This is a genomic window from Butyrivibrio sp., from assembly GCF_024699075.1.
Genome location: NZ_JAILQF010000122.1, coordinates 14,941 through 31,775 on the forward strand (window position 1 = coordinate 14,941; position 16,835 = coordinate 31,775).

A 16,835-nucleotide genomic window follows, 5' to 3' on the forward strand; every position below is an offset into this window, starting at 1 on the left:
GTTGTTCATTACATTTGCAATATGAGGTTTAATTATGGAAAGAAAAGCAAATATAGCTGTTATAGGAATACATGATAGGGGAGAGAAGAATCCTGAGAAAATCGAGACAAACGGTACCTGCACATGGGATGTTTTAGATGATGGTACTAATGTCATAAAAGGTGATGAGTCCCGCGATGAATCAGGAGAGATGGTTGTAACATCATTCAGGATCACCCCTTCTAAAGTGAAGATGGTCAGAAAAGGATTATTTGCGTCTGTAATGGTATTTGAAAAAGGTATTGACCATGTATCGACCTACAATACTCCATATGGCGCTATGGATATGAAGGTTAAGACAGATATCCTTGATGTTATTGAAGAAAAAAATCACCTGCACGCCCATGTCAAGTATGTGCTTGAAATGGATGGCCAGGTGACTTCAAATTCAGATATTCAAATTGATGTAGAGCTTGTGTGATCTGTAACTAATCTCAGATTACAGATCATCACAAATGAATTTTCAAATTATAGATCAGAATAAAACCGATAACTGATTATTTGATCTGCTTATTTCCAGCCTTTTCCTGGGCTTTTTCAAGTGTTCTCTTCCAAAAGCCCTTCTTTTCTTCTGCCTTCTTAACACCCTTGTTGCCGTGAAGACCCTTAACATAAGTTACATAAAGACCTGATACTGTAGCCTTAACTTCTTTCTTAACAGGAACAGAATCAAAAATTGTCGGCTCGCAGATAAGGTTCATAACCTGTGGTCCTACCTTGACTTTAAGGATCGGAAGCTTCTGACGACGTGCAAGTTTGGAAACAGATTCAAGTGCTGCTGCAGGAAGACCCGCTTCGCTCATTCTCATCTTCTTCTTGCTGATGATGAACATTGTAACTGACTGCTTTGCAGCATCAATCTGTCTATCCTGTTCTTCTTTTTGTGCAAGTCTCTTTGAACCTACAAAATAAAGTACAGTTCCTGCAATTCCAAGAATAAGAAATACTATTGCAAGAGCCGAAAGACCTATTACAAAAAATACTACTACAAATACAAGGACAAGCGCGTCTACTATAGCTACTTTCCAATTTTCTTTAAGTGCGTTCAAAACTTAACCTCCCAGATAATTAACTAAAAATAGTTGGTGCGTAGTACATATTAACATTTTTGAAATAATCAGGCAACGCTTACCCTACATATTTAATAAAAATTTTTTTCCTATATTCATTTTAACTTTCACAAGAAGTTAAGGTATGGTAATATGGATGAAGTTGACTTGCATAAAAAGATTTATATTACGTGTATTTCGAATCTTATTTCAGCTTAGGCTGAGCATATACTGCCGACAGGCAACAAAAGAAGGGATTTTTAATTATGAAAAAGAAACTGACTATCATAATGACTACAGTTTTAAGCGGGGCATTACTTGCAGGATGCGGTAATACAGCTGAGACAAATTCAACTGCATCCAGCAGTGCAGCTGCATCAGCTTCACTTTCCGGAAGCGTAGATACAGAGGCACTTCAGGGAACTGTTAGTGATTCAGCCACAACCGAGGAATCTGTAGTACCTCTTACTGAGGATGGTTACTTATCATATTACACTGCAAGTGATTATGTAACACTTGGAGAATATAAGGGCCTTGAAGTTAAGGTTCCGATCGTAGATGTAACTGATGAGGATGTACAGGAAACCTTGTTATCATCATATTCATCATCATTTACTGCAACAGAGGTTACTGATCGTACAGATGTACAGCTTGGTGATACAGCCAATATCGACTATGTAGGTAAGTATGCTGATACACTTGAGGCTTTTGATGGCGGTACAGACTCAGGATATGATCTTGTAATAGGTTCAGGAACTTTTATTCCTGGATTTGAAGATGGTCTTATTGGCGCAGAAGTAGGTTCAACTGTTGATGTAAATCTTACTTTCCCTGAAGATTATGGCGCAGAGGAGCTTGCAGGCGTAGATGTTGTATTTACAGTTACGATCAATTCAATATCAGCTCCTTCATATAGCGAGGAAGAAGTTACAGCTCTTGGAATCGAAGGCGTAACAGATAAGGAAAGTCTTCTTGCATATATCAAGGAAGATCTTATTGCACAGGCTGAAGAGGAGAACAAAGAAACAGCAAGTTCATCAGCTCTTGAGATGGCTTATGATAATGCAACTTTCGTTGAGGAATTCCCAGAGGTTCTCGTAGACAGATTTATAGCTGATTATGAAGATACTATTGAGTATTACATGCAGATGTACAGCTACTATTATGGAGTAACATATACATCAGTAGATGATTATATCAGTCAGAATTTTGGTATTGCAGCAGAAGAAGTAGAGACATACAAGCATGATCAGGCTATTGAGCAGCTCAAATATATATTCCTTGAAAGAGCAATTGTTGATGCAGAAGGTATTGAGATCACAGATGAAGAAATCGAATCAGAACTTCTTGATATTGCAACTCAGGCCGGATATACAGATGTAGACTCTTTTGTAGAATTCTACACTACAACTTATGGCAGAGATGTAAGAGAACTTGAGGCTGAGCAGCTTACAGCTGAAAAGGCACAGGATTTCCTTGCAGAAAACGCAGTGATGGTTGAAGTAGAAGCTTCAGAACTTGAAGAAGAACAGGCTGCAGAAGAGGCATCAGAAGATGCTTCTACAGATTCATCAGCAGAATAATATTCTAAAAGAATAAATAAATATATAAAATACTCTTCACGAATAGTGGGAGGAAAGGAGCAGTATGGATTTAATTGATGTTTTTAAGACCAAAAAAATTGGAGATACAGTGGAACTTGAGGGCTGGGTTCGAAATAATCGTGACCAGAAAGAGTTCGGATTTATAGATTTTTATGATGGAACATCTGTTAATACACTTCAGGTTGTATATACAAAGGAACTTTCAAATTTTGACAGTATCACAAAGATCCGTCCGGGATCAGCTGTTGAAGTAAAGGGAACTCTTGTTGAGTCTAATGGTAAGCAGGAGTACGAGCTTAAGCCAGAGAGTATCACACTTATCGGCGATTGCCCTACTGATTATCCTATTCAGCCTAAGAGACATACAGTTGAATTTTTAAGAAGCCAGGCTTATCTTCGTCCAAGAACAAAGCTTTTCCAGGCTGTATTCAAGATAAGATCTGTTGCAGCTGCAGGAATACATGAGTATTTCCAGAAGAATAACTATACTTATGTTCATACACCTATAATGACTAACTCTGATTGTGAAGGATCTAATCAGATGTTCAAGGTTACAACATTTGATCTTGCTGATGTTCCGAAGACTGAAGATGGAAGCGTAGATTATTCTCAGGATCTTTTTGGCAAAGAAGCTTATATCACAGGTTCAGGTCAGCTTCACGGCGAGACTTATGCTATGGCATTTAAGAAGATCTATACATTTGGACCTACATTCAGAACAGAGGATTCAAATACCAAGACTCATGCTAATGAGTTCTGGATGATCGAGCCTGAGATGGCATTTACTCACCTTGACGGACTTATGGATGATGAAGAGGACATGCTTAAGTATGTAATTAAATACACTCTTGAAAAAGCTGCTGATGAGATTGAATTCCTTAACCAGTTCGTTTCAAAGGGACTTAAGGATAAGCTTGAAAAGGTTGTAAACTCTGATTTCGTAAGAATTACTCATCATGATGCGATTGATCTTCTGATCAATTCCGGGGAGAAGTGGGAATTCACACCTGATTATGATTCAGATATTGCCAAGGAACATGAGAAATGGATCACTGAGCATTTCGGAGCTCCTGTATTTATCTACAACTGGCCTAAGGATATCAAGGCATGGTATATGAAACTCAATGATGATGGCAAGACAGTTGCAGCTGTAGACCTTGAGGTACCTGGTTCAGGTGAGCTTATGGGCGGATCTGAAAGAGAAGTAGATATGGACAAGCTTGAAGAGCTTATCAAGATCCACGGCGTAGACAGAAGCCAGGTTGAGTGGTATATAAATCTCAGAAAGTTTGGCGGATGCTATCACTCAGGATATGGAATGGGATTTGAGCGTCTTATCATGTATTTAACTGGTGTTGAGAACATCAGAGACGTAATACCTTTCCCAAGAACACCTGGTAACCTTAATTACTGATCAGTTTAATTAAACATTATTTCAAAGAGGTGAAATTTTTTCACCTCTTTGTTTTTGGCGATTATGATTCCTTTTGTAAAAAAGCCTGAATCTGCATACTTGCAAACAGAAAATCGCCTTAAATGTGCGGAAATAGTAATACTCGCGGCATCATGAATAATGTGATAAAATTAGTTTTAAAGGATGACGTTAACCGGGGGATTATTTTATCGAACGGAATAATCTTAATCATAGATAGGCACTATTTTTATATGGATATTTAGTGCGGGAGCAGATTATGACAAAAGGCAGAAGGATTTTTTCCGTAATAATCATTGCGATAATAACTACAATTCAACTGGTGGCGGTACCTGTATGGGCTGCCACCGGTTCTGATTTAAAAAAACAGAAAGAAGAGCTTGAGAATCAGAAGTCTGAAACTCAGGATGCATATGACAGCGCAAGTGATGCTGCAGATGAGATCGAAGCTGAGCAGGAAGAGCTTGGAGAGCAGATAGATGCTGCAAGTGATCAGCTTGTAGCCCTTATGACAGATATATCCTTGATAGAAGATGAAATAGATGAAAAGCAGGCAGAAATAGAAGAAACTCAGGCAGCTTATGATGAAGCCAAGGCTCAGGAAGAGCAGCTTTATCAGGAGATGTGTGAACGTATCAAGTATATGTATGAAAAGGGTGAGACTACATATGTTGAGATCCTGATGAGTGCTTCAAGCTTCTCAGACTTTACTACCAAGGCTGAATACGTAGAGCAGCTTTATGAATATGACAGGAAGCAGCTTGAGGCCTATGTTCAGGTTCAGCAGGATAAGGCAGTCTACAAGATTCAGCTTGAGGATGAAAAGGGCGAGCTTGAGACTACTCAGCAGGAGCTTGCTGAGGAACAGGAACTTTTACAAAAAGCGCTTAATGAGTATAAGGCAACTTATGCTGATTATGAAACAGAGCTTGCAAATGCACAGGCCAAGGCTGCAGCATATAAAGAACAGCTCAATTCTCAGACACAGCAGATAGCATCTCTTGATTCTGAAATCAAAGCTAAGGAAGCTGAGGAAGAGGCAGCAAGAAAGGCTGCTGAAGAGGCTGCGAAGAAAGCTGCTCAGGAAGCATCTGCATCATCTTCAGATTCTGAGTCGTCATCTTCATCGTCATCTTCATCAAGTAAGACATATGCACCTGCAGGAGAAGCAACCGGTGATAACATAGCAGCGTATGCATGTCAGTTCGTTGGTAATCCTTATGTATTTGGAGGTACCAGTCTTACTGACGGCTGTGACTGTTCGGGTTTTGTATATTCAGTATATAAGGCATTTGGTATAACAGTTCCAAGAACTTCATATGCACTTAATTCGGCGGGAACAGGAGTGTCTTATGAAGAAGCAAGACCAGGGGATGTCATAGTATATGCAGGACACTGCGCTATATATCTTGGTAACGGACGTATAGTTCACGCAAGTTCAGCCAAGACAGGAATAAAGTATGGATATGCCACATATCGTACCATTACTTCTGTTCGAAGATTCGTATGAGGCATTCATTCGTTTTGAACAATTGTTCAAAATTGCATGATAAAACTAGATTTTTACGGCGTTTTTTTTACTTGCGTTATTTCGGCAATTTATGTAGAGTAATAGTTGTTTACATATAAAAATATCTGTATATGGTCGATATAATATGACGTAAGGGTCAAAAGTCATTTCGATTCGAGCTTGCTCGAAATCGAATATGAATTTATGACCCGCCAAACATGAGCAAAGTAGCACGTAGTGCGGATTTGCGAATGTTTTAGGATTGTGAGAGTTTCGAAGAAACGGAACAATCCGTTAGTCATAAGGTGTCAAAAGGAACTTTTGACACCTACCTCATTAAATGAAAGGACATATCAGTAATGGCTACTAAGATCAGAACAAGATATGCACCGAGCCCAACAGGACGTATGCATGTCGGTAATTTAAGAACTGCTCTTTATGAGTATTTAATCACAAAGCATGAAGGCGGAGATTATATCCTCCGTATTGAAGATACAGATCAGGAACGTTTCGTTGAAGGCGCTACAGAACTTATTTATGATGCGCTTAGAAAGACAGGACTTAAGCATGATGAAGGTCCGGATATCGGAGGACCTGTTGGACCTTATGTTCAGTCAGAGCGTCAGGCATCAGGAATCTATCTTGATTATGCCAAGAAGCTTATTGATAAGGGTGAAGCATATTACTGCTTCTGCACACCTGAGAGACTTGAAACTCTTAAGCAGGTAATAGACGGTAAGGAAGTTACTGTTTATGATAAGCACTGTCTCCACCTTTCCAAGGAAGAAGTAGAGAAGAACCTTGCAGAAGGTAAGCCTTATGTAATTCGTCAGAACAATCCTACAGAGGGTACTACAACCTTCCATGACGAACTTTACGGCGATATCACTGTAGATAATAAGGAACTTGATGATATGATCCTCATCAAATCAGACGGTTTCCCTACATATAATTTTGCTAACGTTGTAGATGATCACCTTATGGGCATCACACACGTCGTTCGTGGTAATGAGTATATTTCTTCAACTCCTAAGTACAATCGTCTTTATGAGGCATTTGGATGGGAGATTCCGAAGTATATTCACTGCCCGCTTATTACAGATGAAGATCATCACAAGCTTTCAAAACGTTCAGGACACAGCTCTTTTGAAGACCTTCTAGAGCAGGGATTCCTTGTAGAGTCAGTAGTTAACTTTATTGCTCTTCTTGGATGGTCTCCTGAAGATAACGAAGAGATACTTAGTCTTGATGAGCTTATTGAGAAGTTTGATTATCACCGTATTAATAAGTCCCCTTCAGTATTTGACTATACTAAGCTTAAGTGGATGAATGGTGAGTACTTAAAGCGTATGGATGATGACAAGTTCTATGAGCTTGCACTTCCTTACATGAAGGAAGCTATCTCTAAGGATGTTGATTTCCATAAGATCGCTGCCATGATCAAGACACGTATCGAGATCTGGCCTGATATTGCAGGAATGGTAGATTTCTTTGAGAAGGTTCCTGAATATGACAATGCTATTTATTACAACAAGAAGATGAAGACAGATGCACAGACATCACTTCCTGTACTCAAAGAGCTTCTTCCTCTTATTGAGAGCATTGATGACTATTCCAACGACAATCTTTTTGCTAATATCAAGCAGTTTGTTGCTGATAAGGGTTATAAGAATGGTTATGTATTATGGCCACTTAGAATCGCTCTTTCAGGTAAGGAGCAGACACCTTGCGGCGGAACAGAGATCATGGAAGTTCTTGGCAAGGAAGAGTCTATAGCTCGTATCAAGGCTGCTATAGCTAAGCTTGAAGGATAATAAAGCTATATTTTGCACCAGAATTTAAAGTTGATCCAAGGATCATAAACAAAGGCCGGTCGCTTCTTACTTATTTGCGACCGGTCTTATGTATTAAAAGCTACTGGTCAGATTCATGAATTCGTGGGGAGAATTTATGGTAGAAACAGATTCTTTTGTGGTGACCGGTAATCCAGCTCAGATTGATGCTATAACGCATATAAATGGGCCTGCAATGGTACTTGCAGGGCCGGGGAGTGGCAAGACTTTCGTAATCTCAGGGCGTGTCAGATTTCTTATCGAACAGGCCGGCGTAAGTCCGGATTCTATCTTAGTCATCACATTCACTAAAGCTGCAGCACTTGAAATGCAGCATCGTTTCTTTCGCGAAACAAAAAGAAGATTTCCTGAAGTTCATTTTGGAACATTTCATTCTCTTTTCTATCAAATGTTATGTTTGTCTAAACCGGGGTATCGCCCGAATTTACTCACTTCAAGAGATAAGAACAGGATAATTAAAGAAAATCTTTTGCATATTCTTAGAATGCATAAGGACGAGATTTTGAAAAAAGAGGATTATCTAAGTCCCTCAACAGATGATTATGCGGGCTTATTATCTGAAATAGCAAGGATCAAAAACGATAATAAAAGTCCGGAAGAATGTGGCAGGGATGTGCCATACAGTGATTTTTTTGAGGAAATTTATAATGGCTATGTTAGAAGCTGTAAAGATCTTGGCTTTATCGATTTTGAAGATATGATCCTTGAGTGCTACAGAATGCTTATGAATTGTCCGGATATCCTTACTAAATGGCAGGATACTTTTAAATACGTTCTTATAGACGAATATCAGGATATTAACAGGCTTCAGGAGAGTGTTATAAGGCTTCTTGTAAAAAGGCACAGAAATATTTTTGTAGTAGGTGATGATGATCAGTCTATATACGGCTTTAGAGGGTCACGCCCTGAGATAATGCAGGAATTTACAAGCTATTATGAAGGTGCTAAACTTATAACCTTAGGAATTAACTACAGGTCAGGAAGCGATATTATAAGAAACGCAGGAATTGTCATAGCTCAGAACAAGGTACGCTTTGATAAACGCCAGGAGCCTGCAAATGATGACAATCATGGCATCTGCCAAGGCTTTGTATATGATAATACAAGGCAGGAGACTATGATGATTGCTGATCAGATTCAAAAGGATGGAGACTTTGATAATACTGCGATATTATACAGGACCAATATGGAAAGTGAGATGATAATCCTTGAGCTTGCATCAAGGGGGATTCCCTATGTTTCCATGTCTACAGTTCTTAGCATATATGAAGATCCTTTTGTTAAAACAGTACTTTCGTTTATGAAGTTTGCAAATGAAGGCCATAAACGCTCAGACTTTTTTGCCATAATGAATTGTCCTCTTAGATATATAAAAAGAGATTCGGTAAGGCATGAGATTGTAAACGAGCGGGATATTCTTGATTATTACAGGTCTAATCCGCCTATGAAAGAGACTGTATCAAAACTTTTCAGGCAGCTTAAGCTTTTGGAGCATATGAGGCCTGCACTTTCTTTGAAATATATACTAAATGAAATGGGAGTTTTGAAATTCCTTATTAGAGATAAGTCCAAAGCTGATATAGACAGGATCAATAATATTTGCGACAAGCTGATGCAGGATGCCTTTTCATTTGAAGATTCCGTGAGCTTTTTGAGGATGGCTGATGAAGAGATTGAAAGAGCTGTAAATGAGAGAAACAGGCGCAAAGACAAGAATGATAATGGCGTCAGGATCATGACTATGCATGCTTCTAAGGGGCTTGAATTTGATACGGTATATCTTCCTGGGCTTTGTGAGGGTTCTATTCCTAACAGAAAGTCTGTGGAACCGGCTCAGATAGAAGAAGAAAGACGAATGCTTTATGTGGGTATGACAAGGGCTAAAAAGCATCTTGTTCTTAGCTATATCAAAGGTGATAAAGATAATCCCAGAATGCCTTCCAGATTTCTTCGCCCGCTTATGCCTTTATTTGAGTAACTTGGTCATCTAGATATAATTGGTTTTCTTCTATATCGTCATAAAAGTTGCAGTTAAGATTAAAGATTTATATACCGATAAAATATTTAGCGGTAATGAAATACGTACCGCTTCAAGATACATGGATGTAGATTTGAGTCTTAGGCAGGATGCTGCGGCGAAGCTTTTTATCTGATCATTGGTTATGGGCTTACGCTAAAGACAAGAGGTTTAATATGATAAAGGACGTAATTACTAATATAATTCTGGTTATTCTTATCATTCTTACGATAGTAGTTTTTATCATGCTTTTTGGTGATGATCTAGGTATCCACATTGATGTGGGAGAAATCATAGATTCTATTTCCGAGAAATTTCAAAGTTCAGATGAAGAGGAAGAAACTGAAGATTCGTCAGAATCTGCAGATGCAGCATCTGTTTCATCTACCCAGGAAGAAGAGGTCGTAACAGTAGCTTCTATGTATGATAATACGGTTACTATCGAGTATGAACTATCTGATGAAGTCCTCTATAATCCTCTTATGGGATATGCTCCAAGCGCAGATAGCGATGACGAAGTTGATGTAGACATAGATAAAACAAGGCTTGTCTACATCGAAATCACCTGGGCAGAACTTGAACCTGAACAGGGCGTTTATGATTTTGAGTCTATCGAGGAGAAGAATAACCTTGAAGAGTGGAGAAGTGCAGGAAAGAACGCAGTTCTCCGTTTTATTTGTGATGATCCATCTGATGAAAAGCATATGGATATTCCTGAGTGGGTCTACAAGATGACCAAGGATGGTAAATATTATGATACCTCTTATGGTATGGGATATTGTCCTGATTACTCCAATGAAGACTTTATTGAAGCTCATAATGAAGCTGTTAAGGCTTTAGGAGAATATTTTTCAGGGGATTCATTTGTAAGATATGTCGAGCTTGGAAGCCTTGGGCACTGGGGCGAATGGCATGTTAATACTGATGAAGATGAAGACCTTCCCAATATACCGGAAACTTCTGTCAGGACTTTATATGTAAATGCTTATGAAGAGGCTTTTCCCAATGCAAAGCTTCTTATGAGACGTCCATTTACAGAGCTTCCTGAGGGAGGCGGTGTTTTCAATGACATGGTTGGTGATTATGACGATACTCAGACCTGGCTTGAATGGATAGAAGAAGGTGGAGAGTATGACCAGACAGGTGAAGAGGATGGACTTAGCGCTGTTCCTGAAATCTGGAATACAGCACCTGTTGGCGGAGAATTCACAAGTTCCATAGAGATGGAAGAGATGCTCATTGATTCATATGATACGACAAGTGACCTTATAAAAGATAGTCATATGACCTTTATAGGGCCTAAGGTTCCTGACGCCAATGCTATTTCAGGAGCTGCAGCTCTTAGAGGAGATGAGATACTTAAATATCTTGGCTATCGATATGCTGTAACCAAGATGGAATACGGCGGAGATGATACCCAGTCTTATATAGGTCTTAATGTATCAAATGAAGGTATCGCGCCTATATATTGGGATTATCCCATGTATCTGTATCTTAAAGACCAGGCTGGTAATATAGAAAAATACGAACTTGACATTGACCTTACGAGTCTATATGGCGGAGAATCTGAGTATGTTATGACAAGTGTTCCGGTAGCTTTTGATGATCTTTCAAACTACAGGATCATGGTCTCTATAGAAGATCCTGAAACAAATGAACCGGCTGTTTACATAGCTACAAATGCTACAAGATCGGGCTATATGACGATTTTGCTTTGACCTTGTTTTCTATATTTTTTATACAAATAATATTGGCAATATCTATGTCTTTTTTCCCTTATGTATGATATGATGATTGTACATCACCCTTGATTTTTAAGGATTATTTTCGCGACTGTGATGGTCAAAAAAATTCTTTTGTAAGCTGAAGATTGAGGACGGGCTTTAAAGGTGTCCTTAAATAGGGGTATTAGTAAATAGGGATAAGGAGGTGCGTTTATGCTGTTTTCAGACATAGCCATGAAAATCAATCAGAGAATAGAGAATGGCGAAGAAATCACTGTAGATCTTGATCTTGATGATGGCAGAAAAGTAACATGCGCAACTATGATCATCCTGACAGTAGACAAAAAGGATTACATTGTACTCCTTCCGCTTGATAAGAATGGTCAGAATACTGACGGTAATGTGTGGTTCTACAGGTATATCTTCAACAATGATAATGACGCAGAACTTGGCTACATCAGTGATGATGAAGAATACGAGAAAGTCTCTGAAGCTTTTGATGAGTATCTTGACGAGGCAGAATTCGATGAACTCGTAGATATCGATGACAATGGTGAGACTATAAAATCATAAGATGTTTTATCAGATGGCCGTCCGGATGATCCGGGCGGCCATTTTTGAATAGTGCTTTACAAGATGCGTCACTTACCGCATTTTTGTGGTATACTATGTTGGAATATTTATGAGTTTTAATGAATTTTGGGGATTTATCCTTTTGTTAAGTCCATCAGACACTTAGGAGGAATATGACACAATCAATTAGACTGCTGAAAGCAAAACCTTATCCGCTTGGAATGTATGTTAGAGGAAAGGACCTTGTTTTTAGCGGCAAATTTAATAACGATTCAGGTTGCGGAATCATTTTATATCATTGTACTGATGGAGTAATAGATGCTGCAAGACCAAGGATAGTGCCGCTTACGGACCAGTATAGGCAGGGATCTTTGTATAGTGTAAGGATTTTAGATGGTGCAGAAGAGTTTGGTGCTTACCAGCTTATGAGCGGAGGTAACAGATATGCAGATCCTTACAGTACTAAGATAGTAGGACTTGAAGAGTTTGGAACTTATCGTAAGAGCGATGAGGTATACAGTCTGATATCAGATGATGATTATGACTGGGGCAATGACAGAAATCCTCATACCCCTTTTGATCAAAGCTTTATATATCTTGTTAATGTACGTGGCTATACAATGCTTGATACAAGTGTTCCTGTAAGACACAGGGGAACCTTCCTCGGACTTGTAAGAAAGATTGATTATCTTAAGTCTCTTGGAGTAACAGCTATAGAACTTATGCCTGTTTATGAGCAGCCAAGTGTACTTTCAAGAAAGAGTCTTGAACTTTCACATACACCTGTTCATCGCGATATGTCCAGATCAAGGGCCATGGTCAATGAAGCCGGCATATTAAAGCAGGTTGATGATGCAGACAGACTTGTTAATCTGTGGGGATTCGAGCCTGGATTTCCTTTTGCCGTAAGAAGTGCATTTGCTGTTAAGGGCAATGATCCTTCTGAGGAATTCAAGGATATGGTAAAGGAATTCCACAGAGCAGGTATAGAAGTTATAATCCAGACATATTTTGCTGAAGGCCTTACTCATCAGGAGATGCAGGAGATCATAAGATACTGGGTTAGCGAATATCATATTGACGGAATTCATATTAAAGGCGTGAATATCAACTCTACCTTGCTGTCACAGGATCCTCTTTTGTCAGATATTAAGATCTTTGATTATGGATTCGATTACTGGCAGTTATATAAAGGTGCTCCTCGTGAGCCTTCAAAGAGGAATCTTGCTGAGTACAAGGATGATTTTGAGTTTACTGCCCGTCACTTCCTTAAGGGTGATGACAATATAATTCCTTCATTCCTTAACCTGTCACAGGAGACGGGTATAAACGGCGGAGTAGTCCACTATATCTGTAACTATGACGGAGCAAGGCTTGTAGATCTTGTGACCTATGATCATAAATACAACGAAGCCAATGGCGAGAACAATACAGATGGTATAAATGATAATGTAAGCTGGAACTGCGGAGTTGAAGGCAAGAGCCGCCGCAGGGATGTAACAGAACTTCGTACAAGACAGATAAGAAATGCGCTTACAATGCTCTTTTTATCCCAAGGAACACCTATGCTCTTTGGCGGTGATGAGTTTTGTAATTCTCAGGATGGCAATAACAATCCTTATTGTCAGGACAATAGTACTGGCTGGGTAGAATGGAAGAATTATGCAAGACATAAGAGCCTTGTTGACTTTACAAAATTCCTTGTGGGTTTAAGAAATAAGTATTCGGTATTCAGAACTCCTGTTCCGTACAGGCTTATGGATTATAAGGCAATTGGATATCCTGATTTTTCATATCATGGTATAGAAGCCTGGAGACCTGATCTTTCTGCTTACAGTCATACGATAGGTATGCTTTACTGCGGTCTGTATTCAGATAAGGGTCAGGAACGTTCATTTGTATATGTTGCCTACAATATGCACTGGGAGGACAAGGAGTTCTCACTTCCTGAGCTTCCACAGGGCTGTGAATGGCAGATACTGTGTGATACATCTGATATGGAGACGGATTTTGGAAGTCCAAGAAGAGGTAAGACGCTTAAGAATCAGGCGCTTTCCAATCTTAAAGCAAGAAGTATTAGTATTTTTATATCAAAAGGAGAACCGGTAAGAACCGGCAGAAACAAATCCTATGCAACAAATGAACCAAGAAATAGCTCTGGATCAGCAAACGCTTCCGAATCAGCAAATGCAGAAACAGATGTCAGATAATACAAGTAAGGACGCTGTAATAAATAATAGCGTAAAAGAAGAATCTGAAAGTATCAGTAATATGGACTGGGGCCTTCCTGTAGGAAGACCTGTAGAGCTTGGACCAGATGGCAAGCAGCCACCAATAAAACTAAAAAATGTGATCGGACATTTTAAAACCATAACAAAGCACAGGATGCTGGTATGCAGAAACTGCTTTAAAATGGGTCTTTACTGGCAGGGACTTACTCATGACCTGTCTAAGTATTCGCCTACGGAATTCCTTCAGGGATGCAGATATTATCAGGGAGACAGATCTCCCAATGCATGCGAAAGAGAACTTAACGGTCATTCTCTTGCCTGGCTCCATCATAAGGGCAGGAACAAGCATCACTATGAGTACTGGATTGATTTCAGTTCCAAGGATTCAAGCTCGCCTTATGGCGTTCTTCCCGGCAAGATGCCTGACAGATACATCGCAGAGATGATAGCTGACAGGGTAGCAGCCAGCCGTACATACAGGAAGGAAGAATACACATCAGCTGATCCCTTGAAGTACTACCTTAGAGTTAAGCAAAGTCCAACACCTATGCATCCTTATACCATAGAGAAGCTGGAGCTGTTCCTTCATATGCTTGCTGATGAGGGAGAAGAAGCTACCTTTGCATATATAAAGAATGTTTTTCTTAAGAAGAAATGACCAGAAGTCTATCAAACTAAAAGGTTCTCACTAATACCTTCGGGCAAGCCTGTGGGTTTGTGCCTATGAAGCCGAAAGGATTTTATTTGTGACATGAACTTGGATGCTAAAAAAGAGGCTTTTAAGGACTCGATAGATAAGTATCTTGGCAGAAAATATGACAGGAAATCCATAGGTCTTTTGCAGGAAAAGACACTTCACAGCATAGTTAAAGACTTCTATGCTCCTTCTGAAGACAAAAAGGAGATAAGAGTTGGCGACTTTGTTGCGGATATCTGTTATGAAGACAGGATAATAGAAATACAAAATGGGAACTTTTCTCATTTGAAACCTAAGCTTGAAGCTTTTTTGCCAAAATATAAGGTGACGGTTGTATATCCGATTCCGTACAGGAAGTGGCTGTGCTGGATAGATCCTGAAACGGGGGAACTTACAAAAAGAAATCCTCCTCATGGCACTTATAATCTTTATAAAATTTTCAGAGATCTGTACAGCATCAGAAAATATCTGATGCATCCTGGCTTTAGCCTTGTACTTACATGTCTTGAGATTGAGGAATACAGGATATTGGATGGCTGGAGCAAGGACAAAAAGCACGGTTCGCACCGCTATGACAGGATTCCTCTATGTCTTATTGACGAGATTGAGATTAAAGGCCCTAAAGGGTATAATAGATTTCTTCCGGATGAACTTGCAGAGGAATTTACTATAAAAGAGTTCCAAAAGCTGGTTAAATTCAGGGGAAGGTACTTTAGCTCAGTTATACATGTTCTTGAAGACGCAGGACTTATAGAGCGTTCTGGCATGAGAAAAAGGGCTTATCTGTACAGAAAGCTTGATGACAATATAAGTTTAAATAATAAAACGGAGAATAAGAAAATGGCAGCAAAGAAAACTAAAACAACAAATGAAGAGACTGTAATAGACAGATTTCTTCGCTATGTAAAATATGATACTCAGTCCAATGAGCAGACAGGAACATCACCTTCAACACCTGGCCAGCACGAGCTTGCCAAGGTCCTTTACAAGGAACTTGAAGATATGGGTGCAAGTGATGTCTTCTATGACAAGGAGCACTGCTATGTATATGCGACCATTCCTGCTACTAATGGAAAGAAGAAGGGACCTGTTCTTGGTTTTATCAGCCATATGGATACATCTGATGCTACAAGCGGCAAGAATGTAAAGCCCAGAATTGTAGAAAAGTATGATGGCAAGGACATCGTTCTTAATGAGAGCGATCCTGAAACAGGAGCCAAGGTAGTTCTTTCACCAAAGACATTCCCTGAACTTACAAATCATAAGGGAGAAGATCTTATAGTAACTGATGGTACAACTCTTCTTGGAGCTGATGATAAGGCCGGTGTTTCAGAGATCATGACTATGGCTTCATATCTTTTAAAGCATCCTGAAATAAAGCATGGCAAGATAAGGATTGGCTTTACTCCTGACGAAGAGATTGGCGAGGGCACTAAGTTTTTTGACATAAAGAAATTCGGTGCAGACTTTGCATATACAGTAGATGGTGGCAAGCTTGGAGAACTTGAATACGAGTGCTTCAACGCAGCTGAGGTTGAGCTTATAATCCACGGAAGAAGCGTTCATCCCGGCGATGCCAAGGGCAAGATGCTCAATGCAACACTTATCGCATACGAGTTCCAGTCAATGCTTCCTGCATTTGATAATCCTATGTACACTGAGAAAAAAGAAGGATTTTTCCATCTTACACTCATGAAAGGAACCTGCGAAAAGGCAGTTGTATACTACATAATCCGTGATCATGACAAGAAGAAGTTTAATGAGCGCAAAAAGCTTGTTGAAAAGATCGTCAAGTTCCTTAACGATAAATACGGCGCAGGAACTGTAGAACTTACAATGGAAGACAGCTACTACAACATGCTTGAGAAGTTAAAACCTCATATGCATCTTATAGAGAATGCAAGAAAAGCTATGGAAAAGGCTGGTGTTACAAGCATCGAAAATCCTATCAGAGGCGGCACAGACGGAGCTATGCTTTCATTTAAGGGACTTCCATGTCCTAACCTTTGCACCGGTGGTTACAACTACCACGGCAAATATGAATATGCATCAGTTCAGGAGATGTACAAGACTGTTGAGATACTTGAAAATCTCGCAGAAATTTAT

The 16,835-nt window shown here is 39.5% G+C and carries 12 protein-coding genes; 11 read left to right on the forward strand and 1 reads right to left on the reverse strand.

The features are described 5' to 3' along the window. Positions 1 to 34 precede the first annotated feature (34 nt). Positions 35 to 460 (forward strand): DUF1934 domain-containing protein, encoded by a 426-nt coding sequence (locus tag K6G87_RS04800; protein ID WP_296834574.1) that lies wholly within the window; start codon positions 35 to 37, stop codon positions 458 to 460. Between the two features lie 76 nt (positions 461 to 536). On the opposite strand, the gene K6G87_RS04805 is transcribed toward K6G87_RS04800, so the two are convergent. After that, positions 537 to 1,088, reverse strand: coding sequence for a hypothetical protein (locus tag K6G87_RS04805; RefSeq protein WP_296834575.1), 552 nt, complete (start codon positions 1,086 to 1,088; stop codon positions 537 to 539). Positions 1,089 to 1,354: 266 nt separating this feature from the next. Here K6G87_RS04805 and tig point away from each other — a divergent pair, with 266 nt between their 5' ends. From tig to pepT, 10 genes are all read left to right on the forward strand, one after another. Then, on the forward strand, positions 1,355 to 2,671 hold the full coding sequence (gene tig / locus K6G87_RS04810) for a trigger factor (protein ID WP_296834577.1): 1,317 nt from the start codon (positions 1,355 to 1,357) through the stop codon (positions 2,669 to 2,671). Between the two features lie 64 nt (positions 2,672 to 2,735). After that, positions 2,736 to 4,106, forward strand: a complete 1,371-nt coding sequence (gene asnS, locus K6G87_RS04815) for an asparagine--tRNA ligase (protein ID WP_296834579.1) — start codon at positions 2,736 to 2,738, stop codon at positions 4,104 to 4,106. A gap of 277 nt (positions 4,107 to 4,383) precedes the next feature. Continuing rightward, on the forward strand, positions 4,384 to 5,634 hold the full coding sequence (locus K6G87_RS04820) for a C40 family peptidase (RefSeq protein ID WP_296834581.1): 1,251 nt from the start codon (positions 4,384 to 4,386) through the stop codon (positions 5,632 to 5,634). A gap of 359 nt (positions 5,635 to 5,993) precedes the next feature. Further along, a complete protein-coding gene (gltX, locus tag K6G87_RS04825) occupies positions 5,994 to 7,448 on the forward strand; it encodes a glutamate--tRNA ligase (protein WP_296834582.1) in 1,455 nt (484 codons plus the stop codon). Positions 7,449 to 7,584: 136 nt separating this feature from the next. Next, the gene (locus tag K6G87_RS04830; RefSeq protein WP_296834584.1) at positions 7,585 to 9,465 is read left to right on the forward strand and encodes an ATP-dependent helicase; all 1,881 of its coding nucleotides are present in this window, start codon (positions 7,585 to 7,587) and stop codon (positions 9,463 to 9,465) included. Between the two features lie 215 nt (positions 9,466 to 9,680). Further along, positions 9,681 to 11,222, forward strand: a complete 1,542-nt coding sequence (locus K6G87_RS04835; protein ID WP_296834586.1) for a DUF4832 domain-containing protein — start codon at positions 9,681 to 9,683, stop codon at positions 11,220 to 11,222. 219 nt (positions 11,223 to 11,441) lie between these two features. After that, positions 11,442 to 11,801: a DUF1292 domain-containing protein gene (locus K6G87_RS04840; RefSeq protein ID WP_296834588.1), complete on the forward strand. Its 360-nt coding sequence runs from the start codon at positions 11,442 to 11,444 to the stop codon at positions 11,799 to 11,801. Positions 11,802 to 11,974: 173 nt separating this feature from the next. Then, entirely contained in the window at positions 11,975 to 14,011 is a 2,037-nt protein-coding gene (locus K6G87_RS04845; RefSeq protein WP_296834590.1) for an alpha-amylase family glycosyl hydrolase, read from the forward strand. Positions 14,012 to 14,135: 124 nt separating this feature from the next. Then, positions 14,136 to 14,690 (forward strand): DUF5662 family protein, encoded by a 555-nt coding sequence (locus K6G87_RS04850; RefSeq protein WP_296834592.1) that lies wholly within the window; start codon positions 14,136 to 14,138, stop codon positions 14,688 to 14,690. A gap of 879 nt (positions 14,691 to 15,569) precedes the next feature. After that, the coding region (pepT, locus tag K6G87_RS19890; protein WP_296834594.1) for a peptidase T at positions 15,570 to 16,835 on the forward strand (1,266 nt) is incomplete at its 3' end.

Coding starts and splice junctions, on each gene's coding strand:
- K6G87_RS04840 (WP_296834588.1), top strand. CDS start 11,442: ATGCTGTTTTCAGACATAGCCATGAAAATCAATCAGAGAATAGAGAAT.
- gltX (WP_296834582.1), top strand. CDS start 5,994: ATGGCTACTAAGATCAGAACAAGATATGCACCGAGCCCAACAGGACGT.
- K6G87_RS04835 (WP_296834586.1), top strand. CDS start 9,681: ATGATAAAGGACGTAATTACTAATATAATTCTGGTTATTCTTATCATT.
- K6G87_RS04845 (WP_296834590.1), top strand. CDS start 11,975: ATGACACAATCAATTAGACTGCTGAAAGCAAAACCTTATCCGCTTGGA.
- K6G87_RS04820 (WP_296834581.1), top strand. CDS start 4,384: ATGACAAAAGGCAGAAGGATTTTTTCCGTAATAATCATTGCGATAATA.
- asnS (WP_296834579.1), top strand. CDS start 2,736: ATGGATTTAATTGATGTTTTTAAGACCAAAAAAATTGGAGATACAGTG.
- K6G87_RS04800 (WP_296834574.1), top strand. CDS start 35: ATGGAAAGAAAAGCAAATATAGCTGTTATAGGAATACATGATAGGGGA.
- K6G87_RS04830 (WP_296834584.1), top strand. CDS start 7,585: ATGGTAGAAACAGATTCTTTTGTGGTGACCGGTAATCCAGCTCAGATT.
- tig (WP_296834577.1), top strand. CDS start 1,355: ATGAAAAAGAAACTGACTATCATAATGACTACAGTTTTAAGCGGGGCA.